At 31.5% G+C, this 23,554-nt stretch carries 19 protein-coding genes and 1 pseudogene; 18 read left to right on the plus strand and 2 right to left on the minus strand.

Features of this window, described 5'->3' with window-relative positions:
- Window positions 1-153: 153 nt before the first annotated feature.
- From BJ095_RS17065 to BJ095_RS17110, 10 genes are all read left to right on the plus strand, one after another.
- Window positions 154-2,391 carry a site-specific integrase gene (locus tag BJ095_RS17065; protein WP_146223231.1) on the plus strand — a complete coding sequence of 746 codons (2,238 nt, stop codon included), beginning with the start codon at window positions 154-156 and terminating at the stop codon, window positions 2,389-2,391.
- Window positions 2,391-4,271 (plus strand): hypothetical protein, encoded by a 1,881-nt coding sequence (locus BJ095_RS17070; RefSeq protein ID WP_107937421.1) that lies wholly within the window; start codon window positions 2,391-2,393, stop codon window positions 4,269-4,271. The genes BJ095_RS17065 and BJ095_RS17070 overlap by 1 nt, the downstream gene beginning before the upstream one ends.
- The gene (locus BJ095_RS17075; protein ID WP_107937418.1) at window positions 4,253-4,813 is read left to right on the plus strand and encodes a hypothetical protein; all 561 of its coding nucleotides are present in this window, start codon (window positions 4,253-4,255) and stop codon (window positions 4,811-4,813) included. The genes BJ095_RS17070 and BJ095_RS17075 overlap by 19 nt, the downstream gene beginning before the upstream one ends.
- 183 nt (window positions 4,814-4,996) lie before the next feature.
- The gene (locus BJ095_RS17080; RefSeq protein WP_107937417.1) at window positions 4,997-6,067 is read left to right on the plus strand and encodes a Y-family DNA polymerase; all 1,071 of its coding nucleotides are present in this window, start codon (window positions 4,997-4,999) and stop codon (window positions 6,065-6,067) included.
- Between the two features lie 223 nt (window positions 6,068-6,290).
- The gene (locus BJ095_RS17085; protein WP_107937415.1) at window positions 6,291-6,623 is read left to right on the plus strand and encodes a metal-sensitive transcriptional regulator; all 333 of its coding nucleotides are present in this window, start codon (window positions 6,291-6,293) and stop codon (window positions 6,621-6,623) included.
- 67 nt (window positions 6,624-6,690) lie between these two features.
- On the plus strand, window positions 6,691-6,897 hold the full coding sequence (gene copZ, locus BJ095_RS17090) for a copper chaperone CopZ (RefSeq protein ID WP_107937413.1): 207 nt from the start codon (window positions 6,691-6,693) through the stop codon (window positions 6,895-6,897).
- A 71-nt stretch (window positions 6,898-6,968) separates the two neighbouring features.
- Complete coding sequence (locus BJ095_RS17095; RefSeq protein WP_107937425.1) at window positions 6,969-9,398, plus strand: heavy metal translocating P-type ATPase; 2,430 nt, start codon at window positions 6,969-6,971, stop codon at window positions 9,396-9,398.
- A 237-nt stretch (window positions 9,399-9,635) separates the two neighbouring features.
- Complete coding sequence (locus BJ095_RS17100) at window positions 9,636-10,994, plus strand: IS1182 family transposase (RefSeq protein ID WP_107937411.1); 1,359 nt, start codon at window positions 9,636-9,638, stop codon at window positions 10,992-10,994.
- 554 nt (window positions 10,995-11,548) lie between these two features.
- Window positions 11,549-12,727, plus strand: coding sequence for a D-alanyl-D-alanine carboxypeptidase family protein (locus BJ095_RS17105; protein WP_107937409.1), 1,179 nt, complete (start codon window positions 11,549-11,551; stop codon window positions 12,725-12,727).
- A complete protein-coding gene (locus BJ095_RS17110) occupies window positions 12,724-14,181 on the plus strand; it encodes a UDP-N-acetylmuramoyl-L-alanyl-D-glutamate--2,6-diaminopimelate ligase (RefSeq protein WP_107937407.1) in 1,458 nt (485 codons plus the stop codon). Before BJ095_RS17105 ends, BJ095_RS17110 begins: the two co-directional genes overlap by 4 nt.
- 86 nt (window positions 14,182-14,267) lie before the next feature.
- On the opposite strand, the pseudogene BJ095_RS17115 reads toward BJ095_RS17110, so the two are convergent.
- Window positions 14,268-15,618, minus strand: a pseudogene (locus BJ095_RS17115) (IS3 family transposase).
- A gap of 81 nt (window positions 15,619-15,699) precedes the next feature.
- The gene (locus BJ095_RS17120) at window positions 15,700-16,581 is read right to left on the minus strand and encodes a cupredoxin domain-containing protein (RefSeq protein ID WP_107937405.1); all 882 of its coding nucleotides are present in this window, start codon (window positions 16,579-16,581) and stop codon (window positions 15,700-15,702) included.
- A 151-nt stretch (window positions 16,582-16,732) separates the two neighbouring features.
- On the opposite strand from BJ095_RS17120, the gene BJ095_RS17125 reads away from it, so the two are divergent.
- The 8 genes from BJ095_RS17125 to BJ095_RS17155 all read left to right on the plus strand — a co-directional run bounded on the left by BJ095_RS17125 (window position 16,733) and on the right by BJ095_RS17155 (window position 23,351).
- Window positions 16,733-18,100 (plus strand): sensor histidine kinase, encoded by a 1,368-nt coding sequence (locus BJ095_RS17125; protein ID WP_235867705.1) that lies wholly within the window; start codon window positions 16,733-16,735, stop codon window positions 18,098-18,100.
- A gap of 19 nt (window positions 18,101-18,119) precedes the next feature.
- Entirely contained in the window at window positions 18,120-18,794 is a 675-nt protein-coding gene (locus BJ095_RS17130) for a response regulator transcription factor (protein ID WP_107937401.1), read from the plus strand.
- A gap of 13 nt (window positions 18,795-18,807) precedes the next feature.
- Window positions 18,808-19,731 (plus strand): F510_1955 family glycosylhydrolase, encoded by a 924-nt coding sequence (locus tag BJ095_RS17135; RefSeq protein ID WP_107937399.1) that lies wholly within the window; start codon window positions 18,808-18,810, stop codon window positions 19,729-19,731.
- A 17-nt stretch (window positions 19,732-19,748) separates the two neighbouring features.
- Window positions 19,749-20,483: an urease accessory protein UreH domain-containing protein gene (locus BJ095_RS17140; RefSeq protein WP_107937397.1), complete on the plus strand. Its 735-nt coding sequence runs from the start codon at window positions 19,749-19,751 to the stop codon at window positions 20,481-20,483.
- A gap of 77 nt (window positions 20,484-20,560) precedes the next feature.
- Window positions 20,561-20,890 (plus strand): four-helix bundle copper-binding protein, encoded by a 330-nt coding sequence (locus BJ095_RS17145; RefSeq protein WP_107937395.1) that lies wholly within the window; start codon window positions 20,561-20,563, stop codon window positions 20,888-20,890.
- Window positions 20,891-21,113: 223 nt separating this feature from the next.
- Window positions 21,114-22,226, plus strand: a complete 1,113-nt coding sequence (locus BJ095_RS17150; protein ID WP_107937393.1) for an Ntn hydrolase family protein — start codon at window positions 21,114-21,116, stop codon at window positions 22,224-22,226.
- A gap of 197 nt (window positions 22,227-22,423) precedes the next feature.
- Window positions 22,424-22,567 carry a hypothetical protein gene (locus tag BJ095_RS19135; protein ID WP_181418110.1) on the plus strand — a complete coding sequence of 48 codons (144 nt, stop codon included), beginning with the start codon at window positions 22,424-22,426 and terminating at the stop codon, window positions 22,565-22,567.
- An 85-nt stretch (window positions 22,568-22,652) separates the two neighbouring features.
- Window positions 22,653-23,351, plus strand: coding sequence for a peptide arginase family protein (locus BJ095_RS17155; protein ID WP_107937391.1), 699 nt, complete (start codon window positions 22,653-22,655; stop codon window positions 23,349-23,351).
- Window positions 23,352-23,554: the final 203 nt, after the last annotated feature.

The raw sequence follows: 23,554 nt of genomic DNA on the forward strand, positions 1-23,554 counted from the left end.
CGACGTTGACGTGACATAGTAGCACGCTCCCTTAGGTTAGTATGTTAAGTCTACTAGCCCTTATAGTATCTGTCCAACTTAGTGTAGCCGATTCAAAACACTAGCGAAATAAATTGGTATAAATTCTGTGATATGATGCAACGGTTAAATGAAATGATTGAAATTAAAGATAATACCAATAATTTTTCAAAAGTAATAAGAAATATGATAATAAATTTCTACCTTTATGTTGCTAATAATTTTTTATTAGAAGAAGAAAATATAAATAAAATTAAACATTTACTTATTAATAGAGAAGTCCGCTATGTAATACCGTATTCAAAGATTAGAGAAGGTGCTTTTTTTTATACTAATTACCCTAAATGTAGTAACCCTGAAAATATTTATCAATTACTGATTGATGATAAAAAAAGTGTAGCCTCACGGTTGGTAAATATAAATTTTAACACTAATAACACCTTCTTGTTTAAATTATTTGAACAATTCACCTTACATTGTATTAGTAATTTAGTCTATGAGGACTCTTTTACAACACCAAAAGAAAGAATAAATCACGTCTGTTCACGAGCTTTTTTTTACTTTTTTGAGGAGAGTTTAAAAGGAGATGTATTTATAAAGGAAGATATATCGGAAAAAGTTGATGATATTCAGCAATTAAATACACTGGCATATTTTAATCCTTCTAAGTTTATAAAACAATATAAATTTTTTAAGAAACTAGATAGAGAAGTGAATGCTAAGTCGTTTAATTCTGGTGCTTACTTAATTAAATTTTATTTATACATAGATGAAATATCTATAAAAAAAAATGGTGTCAGTATACTTGATAAAGGTATATTCCGTAGGGATTTCTTATTCTATAATAAAATGCTAACTCATATAGAATTAGGTTATGAAATATTAGTTCTTTCACCGTTTGAACCAATTCCTTTAAGTAATAAATGGTGTGTAGTACCAAACAATAAAGAGAAATTTACTTCTGAATTAAGTAGGAGTAATTATTATATTAATTTCACAGAAGTTAAAAACAAGTATCTAAGAGATGAATTGAAAACATATATCTGGAATTATAAAAATAGCCATTCTGTATTAAAAGGGGTCGTGCCAAGGTTAATTAATTTCCTAAATGAATTTGATAAATATCGAAAGGAGTTTGAGAAACTCACAACTTTCTACAATAATAAACTATCCTTACTTGACGATTTTCTTTTACTTTATTGTGTAACACTTAAAAATCGCAAAACAAATAAGGGAGAAACATTAAAGGAAAGTACTTATTTACAAACAATTAATCAGATTAAACAGTATCTACGATTTTATCAAGAAAAATATAATATTCCAGAACTAACAATTCAAAATTTGAAAGTGAAAACTAGTCGTTTAGATGGTGGAAACCCATTTGAAGCGGATGATTTTAAAGAAATAAAAAATGAATTTATAAAGCTTAAAGAAAATTCAAAAACTGTTGATGAACAAATTGATTCGGAACTTATTAACATTATTTTTTCCTTGTCATGTCAAACTAAACTCCGTTTAGGAGAGATTTGCAATTTAAAAAGAGACTGCATAAAGTCAATTAGTGAATCAATGGGCATAGGTGAGATTAGCTATATATCAAAAACATCCAACGGTGAAAGTGTTCCCACCTATCTATTAGTAGAAGATATCCAATTAATTCAAAAAGCTATAGACCTTACTGAGGAATATAATGATGAAGCAACATTAGACAATAAAGGATACGTATTTCTAACAATGTTCCCTACTAAAAGAATGTCAAATAGAAGGATAGGTAGAGTCTACGCGAAATATAGGTTGAATTTTAAAAATATCATTAAATCGCTTCACAAAGCCGGCAGAATAAGAACTCGATACGAACCCAATGATGCTAGAGATACTTTTATAGATAGTGCATGGAAGCAAGTTGAGTCTGGTAATATTACCCCAGCTATAGCTGCTCAGATTTCAGGTAATACAGCAAGGGTTGCAGCTAATTCCTATAGAAAACAACTCGACAAGGATTATTTAGAAGCTACTTATATGATTACTATAGGCGGTAGAGAAGTAGATGGAAGTATTGTTGATAATGAAATGGAAATAGAAAAATTACAACAAGTAGTGTCAGGGGCAGGAGCTTGCAATAGCAAGAACTGCATTAAGCAAAATGAGGTATATGAAGGGTCAGTAGATAGTGAATATTTATGTTTGACATGTAGGAAATTTGTAACTTCCTCAGATAGAGTGGATATATTTGAAAGGTATATGAATTTTTATCATGAAAAAGAAGAAGAAGCTGAGACTATAAATGAAAAAAGGTATTATAATTCGTTAGTTGAATTATATGGTTCTTATTTAACAGAAATTTTGCATTTTCAAAAGGAGAATATTCTTTAATGAATCTAACAAAACTAACGACAAGTTTGAAAAATGAAAGTTTTAACGAAGCAATAGATTTGAATACAAGTGATTATTTAGATATATCATATGAGATTGTAGAAGGAATTAATTTTAGAGACGATTATTGGGATTTTTCAAACCTGATGAAAAAAGAGACTATTAAAAAAACACATACTATATACAAATTTAATGATTTAAAATCTAATATCTTTAAGTATTATTTAAAAAAATTAATAATAAGACTATTATATAGTGGGGAAATACGGGCTAGTACCATTTATGGTAAATATTGTAGAATTAAGAATTTTATTAAATACTTAGAAAATGAAGTGCATATTACAGTTCCAACTGCAATCTATGATCAAATTATTCAAAACTACCTTAAAAAATATGAATATGAAAGGTATAGATATCATATACAATTTAGCATTAAAGAATATCTTATAGAGATTGAACATAAAGATAATGCATTTAATTTAAATGATCTCAGAAGCTTATTTACTCCTAGAGACATGCATAAGGTACAATATGAAATTGAAAATGGGAAAACTCCAAATATACCAGATAGAGTGTTTAAAGCGATACTTCAACAAGCAATTAGAGATTTAGAAAATGAAGATATTAATTTGGTTGATAGAATGACAGCTGGATTAATTATTCTTCTTTCACAAATAGGTTTAAGAATAGGTGAAGCTCTCTTGCTTGAAATTGGAAGGTTAAAAGAGGAAGAGATATTTAATGGAAAGAAAAAGTCAGTTAAACTTGAATTTTGGACTTATAAAACTACTGGTACTGAAGATGGTAAATGGACTATTACTTTTATGACATCATTAGCTATTAAGGCATATAAAAAATTGGAGGAATTGGGTGAGATTCGTAGAAAAAATGGTAGTAAATATTTATACCCTAACCCTGAAGGTGGTGCGTACAGTAGTACTGCTTGGGGTACTAATTCACTTAGATTTTTTATAAGGAACCAGGAAATAATTGGAATGGATACACTTTCAGAAATTGAAATGAATCAAGTTGCTAAAATAGAAGTAACAGATAATCTGGTAAATAATATGAGAAATTTCACCTCAGAAGATATTGGGAAAGTTTTTTTAAAAGTTAATGCCCACCAGTATAGAGTAGCAGTCTGCAATTATTTAAGAAAAAAACCAGGGATAAATCTACAATGGATAAAAAAACACATGAATCATTTAGAAGAAGAAATGACCATGCATTATTTTAGAGATGATAATAAAATTATAGAAGAAACAATTTTGAAGAGAAGTTCGAAACAAAGTGATTTATTAGAAACTGAAAAAACAAGAATATTTGATGATGAAATTCGAAAAGAACTAGATGATCCATATTATATTGAAGCATATAATACTATAAATAAGTTTTTAAAGAGAAACAAATTAAAAATTTATAAAGATTTGAATCATATTATAAGTGTGTTTCAAAATACACCTATTTTAGATAGTGAAATTGGCTTTTGTACAAGTGCTATGGCGAAGTTATGTGAAAGACAGGAAAAGCTTAATCAATTAGAAAGATGGTTTTATTTAAGACCACATGTACCTGATATTATAAACTTCAATTTAACTAATAGGAGACTTATAACAAAACTCGAACTTGTAAAACATAATAAGAAAGTATCAGATAATGACACCCGATATCTACGGGAATTTGAAATACAATCAAAAGCTTTCAGCTATTTTTTTAATGAAAAGTTTATTCCAGAATATGAACTATTAAAAAAACAAATAGAAATTAACGGAACAACCAATCTAGTTAAAGATAATCCTCATTTAGAACCTATATTAAAACAATTGAAAGAGGTAGATGAACTTGTACTGGAATGTAGTGAATGGTTGAAAAAAATATAGTCGAGATAGTTATAAGTGAAGTGAAAAAGTTAGAAATAAATAACGGTGATTATGAAGGATTAAGTCCTAAATTAAAGGAACAACTGTTTAAAGCAGAATATTACATTCAACAAAATATTGAAAAACAAAAAGAGATATATAAAGAGATTAAAAATAACAAGTTAAATATACTTAATATAGCTGAAAAAGCAGGAATTCCACGAAGTAGTGTATACAAGTCGAAAGATACCCTTGAAAAATACATCAATGGTCGTATTGTTGAGGTTGATAAGGAGGATATATTATCTTTACATAGATTAACAAGGCAAAAAAAATCACTAGTTGAGCTAAATGAATTTATTGAAAAAATACAAAATCATTTAATAGAAACAGAAATATTAGAGTATAGAATATTTGAACTTGAACAACAAATAAAGAGCTTAATTATTTCAAATCAAGATTTGATTTCAAGAGAGTATAAAGCTCAACAGGAAAATGAGTCGTTGAAAATTCTATTAAGAAAAGCTGGAATATCTAATGTATTAAATTTTAATAATAATTAACATTTTTCTAATTTAGATAGTAATATATATAAATTACTAATATAGCCTTATTCTGTTTTGCAGAAGGGCTATTTTTTATGCTTAATGCTATTCTTTATTAATTGATAAAAATATTTGTTATTATGAAAAGTAAATACAATCAGTTTGGAAATAGGATTTTTCTTAAGGAGTAGGTAACGCGTTATGCCTAAAAGAACAATTCTCCTAGTGGATATGAACTCCTTTTTTGCTAGTGTTCATCAAGCAGAAGATCCCTCATTATTAAATAAGCCAATTATTGTTGGAGGAACTCCAAATAATAAGTATAAGGGTAAGGTAATTGCTGCTAGTTATGAGGCTAAAGATAAGGGTGTATATACTACGATGAGTATGTATGAAGCACTTAAAAAATGTCCGAATGCAATTATTGTAGAACGTGACCATACCCTTTATAGTAGATATTCGAAAATAATTATGGATTTTTTACGTGTAATAGGGCCCATTGAAATAGCTAGTATTGATGAGGCGTATGTAGATATAACAGAAAGAGTTGCAAATGGAACAGCGCCTATCAAAATAGCTAAGTATATACAAGAAATATTGTGGGCTAAGTTAACTCTGGGATGTAGTATTGGTTGTAGTAGTACTAAAACATCAGCTAAAATGGCAGCGGATATAAAAAAGCCCTTTGGGTATGTTCATCTAGAACAATTACAGTTTTGTTCATTCTTTCACCCACAAAAGTTAAGTAAATTACACGGATGCGGTAAAAAAACAGAGGAGAAATTAAATAAACATAATATATACACAATTGGAGATTTAGCTAAAGCCGATCCACTTCACTTAAAATTAATACTTGGTGTTCGAGGAGAGTGGCTTCAGAAAGTAGCTCTAGGTAAAGGTTCTGATAACCTAAATACCATAAGAGAAAAAGGAGATAAGACAATAGGAAAAGAAAAAACCTTCTCCCAGCCAACTTCTGATTCAGAAGAAATTCTGGATTTAGCAAAAAAAATGATTGAATTATTGTGTAGTAGATTAACTAATAAAAATTTAAGAGCTGGAACAATTGCAATTGTCTATAAAAAACACTGGGAAGAAGGTAGACATTCTAAAAGTATTACCTTAAAACATGGTACTTCAAATCCTGAGGATTTATATAGCATGGTAGAAAAGCTTTACGAGGAAAATTTGAGCGAAATACCTATTGTGTTATTTGGTATACGTTTGAGTAATTTTAGGGAAAATAGCTTTATCCAGTTAACTTTATTTTGAATTTACTAAAGGTAGTCGGGAAATATTAAATTTTATAATATTCCTCGACTTTTATTATGAAAACAAATGAAATTTTAATTAATTTTGTAAAATGGCGCTAAAGAGCAAAATTTGATTATAAGATTGAGAACAAACTACACTAAGTATGCATATAATGTATCAATTCAACTTTACATACCACACCGGGGTATGGTATTATCTTTTCGAGATAGGAGGTTTTATAATGGACGAATTAGTAAATGATGTAAATTGCGATACATGGAATGATTCGTCTTGTCGAAAGAGTCATCATCCAGAACGTGTTAAAAAGGACTTAACAACTCGCTTAAATCGTATAGAGGGGCAAATCAGAGGGATTAAAGGAATGATTGAAAAGGATGTATACTGTGATGACATAATTACACAACTATCTGCAACTCAATCAGCATTAAATAGTGTAGCGAAAATCCTTTTAGAAGGTCATATAAAAGGTTGTGTAGTAGATCGCCTGTCAGCAGGGGAAGAGGAAGTTTTAGATGAATTAGTATTAACAATTCAAAAACTCATGAAAAAATAATTTTTTCAGCTCTATATACCCCTATAGTGTATAATTGAAATTTTATTCTAAAAAAGGAGAGAAAAATATGAAAAATGTAACTATAAATGTTCAAGGAATGTCTTGTGGTCATTGTGTTAAAGCTGTTGAAGGAAGTGTTGGAAAATTAGAGGGTGTTAACAAAGTAATTGTAAATTTAAATGAAGCTAAAGTAGATATTCAGTATAATGAATCACAAGTTTCTTTAGATAAAATCAAGGAGACGATTGAAGATCAAGGATATGAGGTAGAATAAGAGTGCTTTTAAGCACTCTCTAATTTTCAAAAATATATACCCCTATGAGGTATCGAATGGGTGTGAATAACATGACTAATAATTTTAAAGAAGCAAGTATACAAATTGAAGGAATGACTTGTGCTGCATGTGCAAATCGTATTGAAAAAGGGATCAACAAAATGGATGGAGTAGAAAAAGCAACGGTCAATTTAGCTCTTGAAAAATCATCTATTAAATATGATCCTTCAAAACTTTCTGAAGAAGATTTCGAAAAGAAAATTAAGTCTCTTGGATATAGTGTTGTAAAACAAAAAGTAGAATTTGATATAACTGGTATGACATGTGCTGCTTGTGCAACTCGAATCGAAAAAGGTTTGAACAAAATCACAGGTGTGTCAACGGCAAATGTCAATTTAGCACTTGAAAAAGCAACACTTGAATTTAATCCAATAGAAGTAACAATTTCTGACATTATTGCAAAGGTAGAGAACTTAGGGTATGGTGCACACCAAAAGAAAGATGACAAACAAGATGTGGACTATCGAGAAAAACACATTAAAGATCAACAGCGTAAATTTATTATTTCAGCTATTTTATCTTTACCGTTATTGTGGACTATGGTAGGACACTTTTCATTTACATCATTTTTATATGTTCCAGAATTATTAATGAATCCATGGGTACAATTGATTTTAGCAACACCAGTTCAATTTATCATCGGAAAACAGTTTTATGTGGGTTCTTATAAAGCTCTTCGAAATGGTAGTGCAAATATGGATGTACTTGTTGCTATGGGTACTTCAGCTGCTTATTTCTATAGTTTATACCAAACTATCGTAAGAAGTGATACACATCATGGTCCCCAACTATATTTTGAAACAAGTGCTGTATTAATTACGCTTATCTTATTAGGTAAATTATTTGAAGCAAAAGCAAAAGGACGTTCATCTGAGGCAATAAAAAAATTAATGGGACTTCAAGCTAAAAATGCAATTGTACTTCGTGATGGTATTGAAAAGGAGATACCGTTAGAAGAAGTAGTCACTGGTGACATCATCTTAGTAAAACCGGGTGAAAAAATTCCTGTGGATGGTGAAGTATTAGAAGGAACTTCAGCAGTTGATGAATCGATGTTAACTGGTGAGAGTCTACCCGTTGATAAAAATACTGGCGATATTTTATACGGTTCGACTATAAATAAAAATGGATTTATTAAAATGACTGCGACTAAAGTTGGCCGAGATACTGCTTTAGCACAAATTATTAAAGTAGTAGAAGATGCGCAAGGTTCTAAGGCGCCAATTCAACGTTTAGCAGATAAAATATCAGGGATTTTTGTTCCTATTGTAATAGCTATTGCTATTCTTACTTTCTTAGTATGGATCATCTTGATAAATCCAGGTAATTTTACGCAAGCACTAGAAGTATTAATTGCGATTCTAGTAATTGCTTGTCCATGTGCACTTGGTTTAGCAACGCCTACTTCAATTATGGCTGGATCAGGACGTGCAGCTGAATTAGGAATTCTTTTTAAAGGTGGAGAGCATCTAGAACAAACACAAGGTATTGATACAGTGGTAGTTGATAAAACAGGTACAGTAACTCATGGTAAACCTGTATTAACAGATATTCTTTTAAATACCAATCTCGATGAAAATAAATTTTTATCGTTAGTTGGTGCTGCAGAAAAACAATCTGAGCATCCATTGGCTCAAGCAATTGTTCAAGGTATACAAGATAAAGGAATCGAACTAGGTCATGTCCAATACTTTGAGGCAATCCCTGGTTATGGTATACAGGCAACAGTTTCAGGTCAAGGTGTTGTAATTGGTACACGCAAATTGATGCAACAATACGGTATTGATATCCAAAAAGTTCAACCAACTATGGCGGAGCTAGAGAGTAACGGAAAAACAGCTATGTTAGTTGCGATAAATGGACAGTATGCTGGTTTAGTAGCCGTTGCAGATACTATTAAAGAAACATCTAAAGATGCTATATCTCGCCTACAAAACATGGGTATTAAAGTCATAATGATGACTGGAGATAATCAACGTACTGCTCATGCTATTGGAAAAGAGGTTGGCGTTGACTCGGTTATTGCAGAAGTACTTCCTGAAGGTAAAGCAGAAGAAATTAATAAGTTGCAGCATCAAGGTAAAAGGGTAGCAATGGTAGGTGATGGTATTAACGATGCGCCGGCACTCGCAACAGCGGACATTGGCATGGCAATTGGTACAGGTACTGACGTTGCAATGGAGGCTGCGGATATTACATTAATTCGTGGCGATTTAAATAGTATTGCAGATGCAATTTTAATGAGCCGTAAAACAATGAGAAATATCAAGCAAAACTTATTTTGGGCATTTGCCTATAATACAATTGGGATTCCAATTGCAGCAATAGGTTTACTAGCTCCCTGGGTAGCTGGAGCTGCAATGGCATTTAGTTCAGTATCAGTTGTACTCAATGCTTTACGTTTGCAAAGAGTAAAATTGGGAAATACGCTACAAAAATAACTTCTGTACTATACTTTGATTACCGTGTACTAAAAAAAGTGGGTTAATTTCCATTTATGAAATTAAAGATTACACATAGATACCATTAACTTTTAAAAAAAGACTAAGAAAGAATGCCCTTTTATAAGGGCATTCTTTCAGACTGTAGACAAACTCGAAATTTCGAGTTTGCCTACAGTCTTTTTTATTTTAAAATATAATTATTAATTACAGTGAAATTTACTAGAGGTGATAGATATGATGACGAAAAACAATAATCATGAACGTGATCAAATTGAAATGATAACTATTGATCAACTTGTGCCACAGAATCATCTTGTTAGAAAGCTTGAAGCGGCGATTGATTTTTCTTTCATCTATCCACTAGTAGAACCATTATATTCTACTTTAGGTCGACCAAGTGTCGACCCAGTTGTATTAATCAAAATGACTTTTGTTCAATATGTATTTGGCATTCGTTCAATGCGACAAACAATAAAAGAAATCGAGACAAATATGGCTTATCGATGGTTTTTAGGTTTCGGTTTTCATTCGGAAGTACCTCACTTTTCTACCTTCGGTAAAAATTATGAACGTCGTTTCCAAGATACCGACATCTTTGAACAGATTTTCTATAGAATTCTTAAAGAAATCGCAGATAAAGGATTACTTAGTGCCGATCATATTTTTATAGATTCAACTCATGTTAAAGCCAGTGCGAATAAACGCAAATTTGAAAAGAAGATGGTACGAAAAGAAACTCGTGCATATGAAGCAAAACTTCAAGAAGAGTTAAACCAAGATCGAGTTGATCATGGGAAGAAACCATTTCCTCCAGACAAATTTGATAAGGAGGAAATGAAGGAAATTAAAGAGAGTACGACAGACCCTGAAAGTGGCTACTATGTAAAAGATGAACGGACGAAGCAGTTTGCCTATTCATTCCATGCGGCAGCTGATCGCTATGGATTTATACTTGGATCTATTGTCACACCTGGGAATATTCATGATAGTCATATGCTTCAACCCCTTGTTGAAAAGGTAATGGAAAAAGTGAAAAAGCCACTTGCGGTTGCTGCCGATGCTGCTTATAAAACACCTGCGATTACGAAATTCCTATTTGACCAAGATATTCAACCGGCACTACCTTATACACGTCCAAAAACGAAGGATGGATTTTTGCGCAAACACGATTATGTATATGATGAGTACTATGATTGCTACCTTTGTCCGGAAGGGCAAGTCCTTAAATACTCGACTACCACTAAGGAAGGTAAACGCCAATATAAATCGAACCCAACTCAATGTGCAACCTGTCCTTTACTTGCTCAATGTACAAATAGTAAGGATCATCGAAAAATTATTGAACGTCATATTTGGGCAGAGTATGTTGAAGAAGCGGACCACCTTCGTCATCAAAGTGATATCAAACAAATATATGCGAGACGTAAAGAAACAATTGAACGTGTCTTTGCAGATGCGAAAGAAAAGCATGGTATGCGATGGACAACCCTACGTGGGATTAAAAAATTGTCCATGCAAGCGATGCTTACTTTTGCTGCCATGAATTTAAAGAAGCTTGCTAATTGGACATGGCAAGCTCCAGAAATGATCTAAATTAGAATACTCGAAGAGTACTTTTACTTAGAATAAGTCTGTAAAATACCCAAAAAACTTTCAAAAATACAAAAGGCCTTCAGAATGTGACCATTCTGAAGGCCTTTTGTCGACAATCTGGAATGCCCTTTTATAAGGGCATTCTTTTTTTTGAACAAAAACTCTTTAAAAAGTAGTTACGAATATTTAACTCGTATTTTGAATCCATAGCTGCTCCGTCTCATTTTCCCCCTAAAACCTGCGTTATATTTCGTGTACTTGCTCCGAATCTACACAATTTAACATATCTGATTCAAAATGGTTATTAAAAAAATTATCAAATATATCAAATTTAATTCAATACTAATGACCCCTAATAAAAAATTGGAATTGTCCTTTTGATTTAAACAGGGATGTTAATTGGATAAAATTTAAGATTTACTCACTTATTACAATTATATATCTAAATTTAAAGTAATGTTACAGCTTTAAAACTGCACATTTTCTCCATATTTTTATTTTAAAATTAACGAATCGCTAAATAAAAGATAAATAGTTATGGAGATTTGGTATATATGAGAAAAACAATCCTTTTAATTATTGTGTTAATTGCATTTTATTCATTAAATGCAACGTATGTCTTTGGTGCTACCACTTCAGGAACTCCAAATATTGTGAGTGAATCTGCAATAGTAATGGAAGCAAATACAGGAAAAATACTATTTGAAAAAAATGCTAATAAGCAAATGTATCCTGCAAGTTTAACCAAAATTGCTACAGCCATATATGCGATAGAAAATGGTCACTTAGACGATGAAGTTATTGTAAGTAGTAGTGTTAGAAGTGTAGAAGGAACAAGAGTGTATTTAGAAGTAGGAGAGAAAGTGACATTAAAAAAGTTGATTCAAGGGTTATTGATAAATTCCGGAAATGATGCTGGGGTTGCAATAGCAGAGCATTTAGACGGTAATGTTGAACAATTTTCTAACAATTTAAGTACATATCTGAAAGATGTAATTGGAGTCCAAAATACTAATTTTGAAAATCCACACGGATTATATAATAAGGACCATTTTACAACTGCTAAAGATCTTGCGAAAATAACCAAATATGCTTTGCAAAATGACACTTTTAAAGAAATATTCAGTACAAAACAACTGGATTGGATAGGTGATTCATGGGATACGACTCTTATTACTCATCATAAAATTCTTAAAGGCGAAATTCCTTATGAAGAAGTTACTGGTGGAAAGACAGGGTATATTAATCAGTCAGGTTTTACATTAGCAACAACAGCCGAAAATGAAAATCTAAGTTTAATTGTTATTACTTTAAATAATCCTACTGAGGAAACATCTTACCATGACACAATAGAACTCTTAAATTATGGATTCGAAAATTATATAACTGAAAGTATCGAAAAAGGTATTATTTTTACAGTTGGGGATAAAAAATTTAAATCAGCTAAAAATCTTTATTATACTTCTTTACTAAATGAACAAATTAGTAAAAAAGCAACTAAAGATGGGACTTTAAATTTTACAACAAAAGAAGGAAATTTAGTTGATACTTTTCAATTAGAAAGTGTAAAGACCACAATTCAGAAAGAACAAAATAAAAAAATTGATGAGGTAAAATCTTTCTCAAAAAATAGTATGGAAATTTTACTTTATCTAGGTATTCTTTTCTCAATTATAGTATTTTACTTTTGGTTTAAAGCTTCAATCATAATTAATAGGAGTAAACATCAATGAGATTAAAACAATTAATTAAAACTCTTGATATAAAATCTGTACTAGAACCAAAAGTAGAAAACCTCTCAATATTAGGAATAGCTGATAATTCTGTAGATGTTTTTAAAGGATATCTATTTGTTGCTATTGAAGGCTTCACTGCAGATGGTCATAATTATATTCCACAAGCAATTGAAAATGGGGCATGCGCAATAATTGGTGAAAAAAGTATGGATTCTTTACCAATACCATATATCCAAGTTTCTAACAGCAGAAAAGCGTTGGGTATAATTGCAAATAGTTTCTATAAAAATCCTTCTAGTAAAAAAGTAATGGTAGGAATTACAGGTACTAATGGTAAAACAACAACAAGTCAAATGCTAAAACATATTATGGAAAGTAACGGTCATTCTTGTTCTTTAATTGGAACAATCCATAATGAAATTAATGGACAAGTCCTTAAAAGTAATAATACAACTCCAGGTACTTTAGCTTTACATAAACTACTATCTGAAAGCAAAGATGAGGTAGTCATTATGGAAGTATCATCACATGGTTTATCTCAGTATAGAGTTGAGGGGATAAAGTTTGATTTCTGTTTATTTACAAATCTTGAGCATGAACATTTAGATTATCATAAGACAATGGAGGACTATTTTCAGGCAAAGTTATTATTGTTTGATTATTTAAAGGATAGTGGTCAGGCTATTGTGAATAGAGATAATGAATGGGGCGAGAAATTAATAGGTATTTTGAACGAAAGAGGAAAAAACGTCTATTCCATAGGCTATTCAGATAAAAATACTTTACAAATAATAGATCTTATTATTGAAAAATCAATAATTAAATTCACTGAAAAAAAGAACACTAATTGTCTTTCATCTCCGATAATGGGTGTTCATAATATGTATAATACTGTTATGTCATACAGTGTAGCTAAATTATTAGGAATTGAATATAAGAATATAATTAATTCGTTAAGAGGTTTTCAAGGAGTCAAGGGTAGGTTTCAAATCATCAAATTACGGAATGGTGTAAATGTGGTAGTGGACTATGCACATACAGCAGAAGCAATTTCTAATTGTATAACAACAGCCAAAAAATATGGAGCTAATAAAGTTACTCAAATTTTTGGTTTCAGAGGAAATAGAGATAAAAGTAAACGAGAAGGAATGATTTTTGTAGCTAAGGAGTTAAGTGATCAATTTGTACTAACTTTGGATGATTTAAATTCAGTTCCAGAAGATGAAATGATTGAGTCATTAAATATTATAAATTCCCACTGTGGTAACGATCAAGGAATCGTAATACCTGATAGAACTAGTGCAATAAAATGGGCGATTGAAAATAGTGCTCATAATGATTGGATAATAATCACGGGAAAGGGACATGAAAATTATAACCAAAAATTTCATTTACCTACAAAATCTGACGAAGAAACTGTTTTATATATTGAAGATAATCTCTATCAGTAATTTTTCAACTGTACATGAGCAATAAAAATGAAATAAAAAACCTCGTTTGTTGAAGTGACCCCTAAAAGTTAGACACGGTTATTTCATTAGGCAGCTTGGGTAAAATGAGTTCGGTATTGTACCGGACTCATTTTTAATTTTGCCTTTATCCGTTTCATGTTGTAGTATTCGATATATTTTTCTAATTCTTTTTTAAAATGCTCTACACTCTCAAACTCCTTTAGATAAAGGAGTTCTGATTTCATAATTCCAAAGAAATTCTCCATCACCGAGTTATCGTAACAGTTCCCTTTACGTGACATGCTTTGTACAATTCCTCTTGTCTCAAGAGCGTGTCGATATTGTTTCATTTGATAGTGCCAGCCTTGATCGGAATGTAATAGTAGCTGGTGGTCTTCTGGTAAGCGCTCGAAAGCTTGGTCTAACATTTCTGAAACAAGAGAATAAGTTGGCCTAGAGCTAATTTTATACGTAATAATTTCTCCGTTAAACAAGTCTAATACAGGTGATAAAGCTTCTCGCCGTATAACTTAAATTCAGTAATATCCGTGACCCATTTTTCATTTGGGGCATCTTCAGTGAATTTACGATCCAAAATATTTGGCGCAATTTTACCAACTGTCCCTTTATAAGATTTATATTTCTTCATGCGAACAACACACTTTAAACCAAGTTCTTTCATGATGCGTTGAACTTTTTTATGATTCACTTTTTGACCACGGTCCGCCAATTCATCCCGGATGCGACGGTAACCGTAACGGCCTTCATGTTCGTCGTAAATTGCCTGGATTTCAGCTTTTAAATCGGCATCTGGATCAGGACGATTCATCTTCTTTACTAAATCGTAGTACGTGCTACGTGTAATTTGTGCGAATGCCACAAGCGCCTTCACCGAGTATTTATGCCTTAATTCATAGATGACCTTTACTTTGTCTTCTTTGGTGATTTTTCCTTGTTTTGAACTAAGGCGTTCAACTTTTTTAAATACTCATTTTCCATACGTAAACGTTCGATTTCTGCTCGAAGTGCTTCTGTAGAGCCTTCAACTGGTGTTCGTTTATGTTGTTTATTGGATTCTTTTTTCATGGATGGACGCCCCTTTTTCTTTGATTGAAGGGCATCAAATCCTTGTTTTTCAAATTGTTTTCTCCAAACACTAATCGTTGAAGGAGCAGCTATGTTAAAGACCGCAGCTGTTTCGTTTAAGGACATACCGTTTTCAATCATATAAGTTAGTACGTCTAGTTTAAACTGTTGTGTGTAGTTTGTATATTGTTTGACGAAGGCTTTTTCACCATTGTGTTCAAATTGTGTAACCCATTTTAGAATCGCTTTATTATCAGTTCCTAAGGATTTAGCTATTTCATGAGAACTTTCGTTTCCATTTAAATAACGCTCAACTGCTTGTAATTTCTCTTCTGCCTTAAATTTAGCCATAAAAAACTGCACCTCCAATTGTTAGATGTGTCTAACAATTGGGGTGCAGTTCATTGTAAACGAGGTTTTTTCTATTTATAATCATAAAGTAACTTCTATGCTACCAATCATACCGGATTCTGCATGTCCAGGGATAGTGCAAACATATTTATATTCTCCTGGAGTAACAGGAATAAATGAGATAGCTTGTTTCTCACCAGGAAGGCTATGAATATGAATCTGATTATTTCCTTTATTATGATGATGCTGGGAAGATTGTGTTTCGATACTCGTAGCTTCAATATTAACAATCTCAAAATCATGCTCACTCTTCCCAATGTTGTCTAATGTAATTTTCAATTTCTCTCCAGCTTTTACTTTTATTTTATCTGGTAAGAAAATATTATCATTTGCAGTTACAACTAGGTTTCGAATTGAACCATCTACTTGATTGGATTTTGAGGTTGGAACAAAGGATCCAGATTGATTATATGTAACTATTGTTATCAAAAATAGAAAAGTCAAAACAATAGGATTGCTTAATAAAGATTGTTTTTTGATAATTTGCTTTTGCATGATTCTGTACAATAGCAACATGATTGCTACGTAGAGTATAAGCGTCAATTTTATTAATTGGTCGTGATATTCGGAATCCATCATCGCCCCTATCATTGCACCCATTGTTCCACCCATTAAACCTGCTAAGATACCGTCGAAAATCGCCAACCAACCAATTGGGACCCCTACTATAAAACCAGTAGCTATACCGACAAAAGCTGAAATAATCGTAGAATAAAAGAAGGCATCAGTTAGTAATATTCCAGTGATTATGCCTGTAGTGAACCCAACCATCATACCCAACACCATAGAAATCATCATTCCAGCCATAATTGTTATTTTTTTTCTGTAGAGTACTGTATCGATTATCAATTTTGATGTGAAAATAAGAATAAGTAAAAAGGTCAAAAGTACAGTAAATGTCAACTGGTTCTCTCCTTTAAAATAAATCTATTTTCAATATATGTTTCAATTTTTTTAGTATTCTTTTTTGATTATCATTAAAGATTTTATTGGTTTAGAAATCTGCATAATTTTTTCATATTTTTAACTTATAATTAAGCTTTCTGAGAGGGTGGTGTCTATTTTGAATAAAATTTCAACAAAGTTGGCGTTATACTTTTTTGCTGCTGTACTTATATTGGAGTTATTTCTGATGTTTTATCTTCACCGAAACATTATACACAGTAGAGTGGATGAAGAATTTTCTAGATTGTTAGCTAATGGGGAAAATCATAGAGATGTATTAATTGAAAATTATTCTGAATCTACAATAAAACATATCGTATTGATGGAAAATAATAATGATAGAGAAGTAATGATCATTAATAATGAAGGTGTGGTAATTAGCAGTTCTGATGAGAATAATCCAACCTTAGAGAAATATGTCCCGTTAGTTATGAAAAGTAAGTCTAAAACAGATAGAATTTTAGTTTCAGACTATAAGGATTCACCCTATATCGTAAGTTTACATCCTTATCAAAATGGTGAGCATTCCGGTTATGTACTAATGTATCAAAGTACAAATTCAATTAATCGAATGGTGAATGAGTTAACTATGCACTTTGGACTAGCAGGTGCAACGAGTGTAGTAATTATTCTCATTATTTACGGATTACTATCAAAAGTCCTTACACGACCTTTAATCATTATGAAAGAGGCTACTGAGAAATTAAGTAAGGGAGATTTTAAAGTTACACTTCCATATGCAAGTAAGGATGAACTTGGAGAATTGGCAGTTGCGATTCAAAAGCTTGCAAAGGATTTAGAACGCTTAAAGAAAGAAAGAAATGAATTCTTAGCCTCAATTTCACATGAGTTAAGTACGCCTCTAACTTATTTAATTGGTTATGCAAAAGTGGCGATGAGAAAAGATCTAAATGAAAAAGAGCGAGATCGTTACCTTTCTATTATTGCTGAAGAAGCTGACGGTATGAAGGATTTAGTAAAAGATTTACTTGATTTAGCAAGGATTGATGAAAATTCATTTACAGTAAATAAAGAATATTTTTGGTCTCAGCCTTTCCTAGATAATATATATAAACTCGTAGAGCCGTCATTTTTGAATAAAGAACTAAAATTAAAAACCGAAAGCAAAAAGAACTTTCAAATTTACGCTGATCCATTACGTTTACAACAAATTGTTATTAATCTTTTGGATAATGCAATGAAATATTCCGACTATGGTAAAGAAGTACGATTAGAGGCCTATAGTTTGAATGGTAGAGCAGTTATTTCAGTAAGTGATGAAGGTATCGGTATCCCTTCAGATGAAATTGAGTTTATTTTCGATAGATTGTATCGGGTTGAAAAGTCACGTTCTCGTACATATGGTGGCTCAGGGATTGGACTATCAGTTGTTAAAGAGTTAGTTGAGGCGCATGGAGGTACGATAGAAGTAGAAAGTAAACTGGGGAAAGGAAGCACATTTAAAATAATGATTTAATTAGGAGGCTCAAATAATAATGCAAACAGCTCTTTTAGTAGATGATGAACAAAGAATGTTAGATTTAGTTGAATTATTTCTGAACCCTCAAGGAATCAAGTGTATCAAGGAAACGAATGGGAAAAATGCTATTGAAATACTAAAAAAAGAAAAAATACACTTTGTGTTATTAGATGTAATGATGCCAGGAATGGATGGCTGGGAAGTATGTAATGCAATTCGGGAATTCTCAAATGTGCCAGTTATTATGTTGACAGCGAGAACAGATAAAACAGAATTAGTAAAAGGTTTAAACAGTGGTGCTGATGATTACATTACGAAACCTTTTGATGAAAGAGAATTAGTTGCAAGAGTTAATGCAGTTTTAAGACGATCTCCAGATGAAGAAAGAGAGTCAAATATCCATTACAATGATTTTACGTTAGATATTGAAAGGTATTCTTTACAATACCTTGATTTAAAAGTTCAGCTAACGTTAAAAGAGTTTTTTATTTTAAAGGCGTTATTATCTAGACCCAATAAAACATATACGCGTGAAGAATTGTTGAATTTAGCTTGGGAATACGAAAGTGAAACAGATATCAGAACAGTTGATTCTCATATTCGTAATTTAAGGGACAAACTAAAAAAGGCTGGATTTCCTACTGGTAATTTTCTAAAAACAGCATGGGGTATCGGTTATAAATGGAGTTAAGGAGAAAATGACAATGAAAAAGATAAAAACCTTATTTGGACTACTATTGTTATCTAGTATCTTAGTAGCTTGTAATTCTGAACAAAAATATTCTTTTGATAATGTAAAAAACGAACAAATTGACCATGTTCATGGTTTAGGGTATGCAAATGGAGGAAATGAGTTCTTAGTTGCAACCCATAATGGACTCTATCAATTTGACGAAAAGACATGGAAAGTAGCGAATAGTCAAAAACACGATTATATGGGATTTGCAGCTGTAAGAGACGGCTTCTATTCAAGTGGACATCCAGAGGAAGGTTCAAATCTAAAAAACCCATTAGGTCTTATTAAAAGTACAGATAAAGGTGCTAATATGGAACAATTAGCCTTTTATGGGGAACTAGATTTCCACTATCTTGCAGTGGGTTATGATAGTAATATAATTTATGTCTTTAATGAAACACCTACGGATAATTTAGAGGGCGGTTTACATTATTCAACTGATGAAGGTAAGACATGGACTAAAGTAGCCCTAAATGGATTCAATTCATCTTATATATCTAATTTTTCAGCACATCCATCAAAAGAAGGACTTCTTGTAATCGGTAGTAAAGAAGGAATTTATTTGTCAGAGGACTATGGACAGAATTTTTCTGAATTAATTTCTAATGAAATGGTAACCTATGTAACTTTGAATGAAGAGGGAGGAATTTATTCCAGTATTGATGAGAGTCAACAAGTATATTTAAAATTATTTACATTAGAGAATAAGAAAGTAAAGGATATTAAACTTCCGAAGGAAACAAAGAATGATCCAATCATTTATCTTGCAGTGAATCCAAATGAGCAACAAGAAATAACAATAGTTACAAATAATTTGTCAATTTATCAAACAAATGATCAAGGAAATTCATGGAATAGCCTTGCTAAAAATGGAAACTTAGCTATTGAATAAGGTAGTGAATAATAGAAATGTATAACTTTTTATCACAAATCAGTCAAGTCATCAGTCAGCCTATTTCTGTATATTTAAATTCATATGAACATTCTCCAATTGTTATTGCACTTCTACTTGGATTAATCGGTGCCTTTGCTCCATGCCAACTAACAGGGAATATCAGTGCAATTACTTTGTACGGAAATCGTACAATTCAAGTTGATAAAAACTGGGGAGAGATTCTTACCTTTATAAGTGGAAAAGTTTTAGTTTATTTTTCAATTGGATTATTAGCTTGGATCTTTGGCCAATCCTTGGAGTCTAAAATAACAGAATACTTTCCAATATTTCGAAAAGCGATTGGTCCACTTTTAATCTTAACTGGATTTGTACTTCTTGGAATTATAAGGTTGGGAATTTTGAACAAACTTTCTAATTATGTCCCAGCGAATATTAAGACTGGAAAGTTTGGCTCTTTCTTGTTAGGGGCTAGTTTTGCAATTGCTTTCTGTCCAACGATGTTTGTACTCTTTTTTGTATGGTTAATGCCAACAGTTGTTTCTACATCCTATGGAATTGTACTACCAGTAATATTTGGTATTGCAACATCCATCCCACTAATGATTATATTAGGTTTAGTTTGGTACTTTGATGTGAAAAGTTTAATTATGAAAAAAAGTATGAAACTTGGAAGAATAATTCAAAAATTTGCAGGGGGTGTCCTAGTAATAATTGGTCTCTTTGATTTAATTACTTATTGGGGTCTATAAAATATAAAAGTATTAAATAAAAACTAGGGTAAATACTTAACAGTAATAATTATAGCTATTATTGGAGGTATTTTTAAATGCAAATGAATTTTGAAGAGTGTATTAGAGCATGTATTGAGTGCATGGAGTCTTGTAACAAATGTTTTGACGCATGTCTAAAAGAGGATAACGTAAAAATGCTAGCAGAATGTATTAGAACATTAAGAGAGTGTGCTGACATTTGTGCATTAGCAACAAAATCAATGCAAACAAATAGTCCATTTATTAATCAAATTTGTCAATTGTGTAGTGAGATATGTCAAGCATGTGGTGACACATGTAATAAACATGAACATCATCAACATTGTAAGGAATGTGCAGAAGTATGTTATAGATGTGCTGAATCTTGTAGAAAAATGGCTGTATAGTTGTAGTTTTATAAAAACAATTGATAATTTAGAATAAATTTTGATTAAAAATCCTGTGTTGATATACAGGATTTTTCTTATTCCAGAATCTGGTCAGTTTGTAGAGCAACTCCTTTAATGAAAATTAAATCTAATTGTTAATTTTAAAGGAACTTATGAAATTGTATACTTAACGTTACGGGGCAGTTTAGTAAAATAAGTCCTTATATGGGAGGCTAGTAGTGTGACATATTGTATTGGTTTTAAATCTAAAACTGCAGTATTTTTGATAGCTGATAGTATGACTTCAAGTGGACGAAATCAAGAAATTGATGAAGCATTTGGTGAATATACTACTTTTGGTGAATTTGTTAAGGAAGAAAATAAAACTATGCAAGATAGAAGGTATAAAGTCTTTAAATTGCCTGGTAATGTTTTAGTTACATTTGCAGGTGATGTTGAAGATGCACTCGAGGTACTGGAAATGTATAGAAAAGAACTCGAAAAGGGATTAAAACCAATAACCGCTTTCGAAAAAGTGTTATCAGCCGGTCCATTCTCTCGTGTAGAATTACTTATGGGTTTTATGGAACAAGATATGCCTAAGTTGTATTCATATAATTACATGGGTAACGGTCAGTTCAAAGAAGAACATTCTTCAATACACCTAGGTTCGGGAAGAGAACACCAATATTTAAGTGATAAAAGCTCACAGTTTGTAGATTTCATAACAAATGATAATTTTGGAGATGGAATATGTTTAGTTTATACGCTTGCATTTTTACAAAATTTCGCCATTAAAAATCCTTTAAAGTTGTTTGATGTAGGTGGCTTTTTCTTTGGGGGATATGTACATACAGGAGGAGTACAAAGAATGTGGAATACCACTTATTTAATGTACGCTGTAACTCAAAGTAATGGGGAAAGAAATCTTCATTTAAATTATCAAGTATCATTAACTCGAAAAGAAGATCTATTGTTAGTTTCTTCTAGCTTCTTAGATCATGAAAGGGTTTATTTGCAAGAAATTAATTTGGAAGAAGAACCAAATCTTATCGATTTGGAAAACCGAGTAAATGAATTACGTGATGATTATTGGGAAGGAAAATTTACATTTATAGTTTTATTAAATCAATTAAATTACGGGTTTACTGTATGTTATATGGAAAATCCAAATAAAAAATCTGAAATAAATATTGTAACTGATAAAGCTAAAGGGGAAGTACGCTACATTTTGTCGTCTGATTTAGTAAAATATCTATTATATTCCCCTATTGTAAAAGAAGAGGATATTGATCCAACATGGGATAGGAATAATCCAGCACACCTTGAGATTCCTATGAGATGGTTTCGGTAAAATTTTATCAGGACAGTTGGAGCAACATACGATACAAACATTTAGTTGCCAAATTAGAGTATATTTTTATTTAAAAAGACAGGGCAGTAAGATTGGTTAAACGAAATTAATGAAATCAATTTAAAATCCTCGAAAAGTGTATCTTATTTTTAATATAGGTAGTGAAAGTAAATGTATCTAATTAGAGGTGAATTAAAATGAAAATAAATAATGAGGAATTCATAAATGGGGGGAGACCTTTCACTGATTCAGACGATGTTTTAAGAGGTAAAAGAGGGGTATTTCATAATATAACCAGAATTGGAAGGGTTATTATGGAGAAGAGGCTTATAACAGATTAGTGAAAGAGAAAATTGAAAAACGGTGAAAAGCAGTTATAAAACTCTGTTGCATTTCCTGGTTATCTTAACTCAATGGGGTGAAAAAATGAGAGATGGAAATAAAATCTGCTTTCCTGATAAAAATATTTACATAATGGACAATCATAAGTGGGCTTTCTATATATGGGAACTTGCGAGAGAAAAATCAATTATTAATCCTAATGCTACATTAATCCATGTAGATGCACATCTGGATGACTGTCCATTCGTATTACAAGACAATCCAGAATATTTAGAAATTGAAGAATTGTCCTCTTTAAAAAGATTTACAGAAAACCATATAACCTATGACACATTTATTTGGCCAGCATTCGGTAGAGGTACAATCGATAATATTATTTATGTTTCTGACTTTAGCAGCGAACCGTTTGAGGATTGGGCAACTAATTATGTTAAGGGGAGAACATATACAGGATTAAGAGTACGAACTATGTCTAAATTACAAGAAATTATTGAAAATGGATTAGTAGAATCATTTGTAAATGACAAATCATTAATACTTAACTTAGACTTAGACTTTTTTAATGAAGAGAACTTTCATGGGAGAAACCCTAGATTGAAACCTGATGAAGAAGTATACAATTCCTTAACTTATCTTAAGAATGTTTATAATTGGGATCTGATTACAGTTGCTATTTCTCCTGAATGTTGTGGTGGTGAAGAGCCAGCACAACATCTATTAGATATATTTATCGATGTATTTGAGATTGATATTGCCAAATTAATTTCATGGGACATTGTTTAGTTCAAAAATTTAGGATGATTTTACATCATTTTAAATAAAATCTATTCACCAAATGTAGATTTATAATACAGATTGATAATTCATAAAATCCTGTGTGATATGCAGGATTGTAAGCGTCAAGTAGAATTGGACACATTTTGCTAATTAATTTTGAACAATTTCGTTGATTCTTCTCCCACTCCTTTGTAGAAGTAGGAGAAAGA

The sequence above is a fragment of the Ureibacillus chungkukjangi genome, assembly GCF_003217295.1.
Lineage (GTDB): Bacteria > Bacillota > Bacilli > Bacillales_A > Planococcaceae > Ureibacillus > Ureibacillus chungkukjangi.

Excerpts from the sequence above, each read along its gene's own strand:
- BJ095_RS17110 (WP_107937407.1), top strand. The coding sequence starts at position 12,724 with ATGAGATTAAAACAATTAATTAAAACTCTTGATATAAAATCTGTACTA.
- BJ095_RS17065 (WP_146223231.1), top strand. The coding sequence starts at position 154 with ATGATTGAAATTAAAGATAATACCAATAATTTTTCAAAAGTAATAAGA.
- BJ095_RS17085 (WP_107937415.1), top strand. The coding sequence starts at position 6,291 with ATGGACGAATTAGTAAATGATGTAAATTGCGATACATGGAATGATTCG.
- copZ (WP_107937413.1), top strand. The coding sequence starts at position 6,691 with ATGAAAAATGTAACTATAAATGTTCAAGGAATGTCTTGTGGTCATTGT.
- BJ095_RS17145 (WP_107937395.1), top strand. The coding sequence starts at position 20,561 with ATGCAAATGAATTTTGAAGAGTGTATTAGAGCATGTATTGAGTGCATG.
- BJ095_RS17105 (WP_107937409.1), top strand. The coding sequence starts at position 11,549 with ATGAGAAAAACAATCCTTTTAATTATTGTGTTAATTGCATTTTATTCA.
- BJ095_RS17135 (WP_107937399.1), top strand. The coding sequence starts at position 18,808 with ATGAAAAAGATAAAAACCTTATTTGGACTACTATTGTTATCTAGTATC.
- BJ095_RS17070 (WP_107937421.1), top strand. The coding sequence starts at position 2,391 with ATGAATCTAACAAAACTAACGACAAGTTTGAAAAATGAAAGTTTTAAC.
- BJ095_RS17140 (WP_107937397.1), top strand. The coding sequence starts at position 19,749 with ATGTATAACTTTTTATCACAAATCAGTCAAGTCATCAGTCAGCCTATT.
- BJ095_RS17080 (WP_107937417.1), top strand. The coding sequence starts at position 4,997 with ATGCCTAAAAGAACAATTCTCCTAGTGGATATGAACTCCTTTTTTGCT.
- BJ095_RS17130 (WP_107937401.1), top strand. The coding sequence starts at position 18,120 with ATGCAAACAGCTCTTTTAGTAGATGATGAACAAAGAATGTTAGATTTA.
- BJ095_RS17155 (WP_107937391.1), top strand. The coding sequence starts at position 22,653 with ATGAGAGATGGAAATAAAATCTGCTTTCCTGATAAAAATATTTACATA.
- BJ095_RS19135 (WP_181418110.1), top strand. The coding sequence starts at position 22,424 with ATGAAAATAAATAATGAGGAATTCATAAATGGGGGGAGACCTTTCACT.
- BJ095_RS17075 (WP_107937418.1), top strand. The coding sequence starts at position 4,253 with ATGGTTGAAAAAAATATAGTCGAGATAGTTATAAGTGAAGTGAAAAAG.
- BJ095_RS17095 (WP_107937425.1), top strand. The coding sequence starts at position 6,969 with ATGACTAATAATTTTAAAGAAGCAAGTATACAAATTGAAGGAATGACT.
- BJ095_RS17100 (WP_107937411.1), top strand. The coding sequence starts at position 9,636 with ATGATGACGAAAAACAATAATCATGAACGTGATCAAATTGAAATGATA.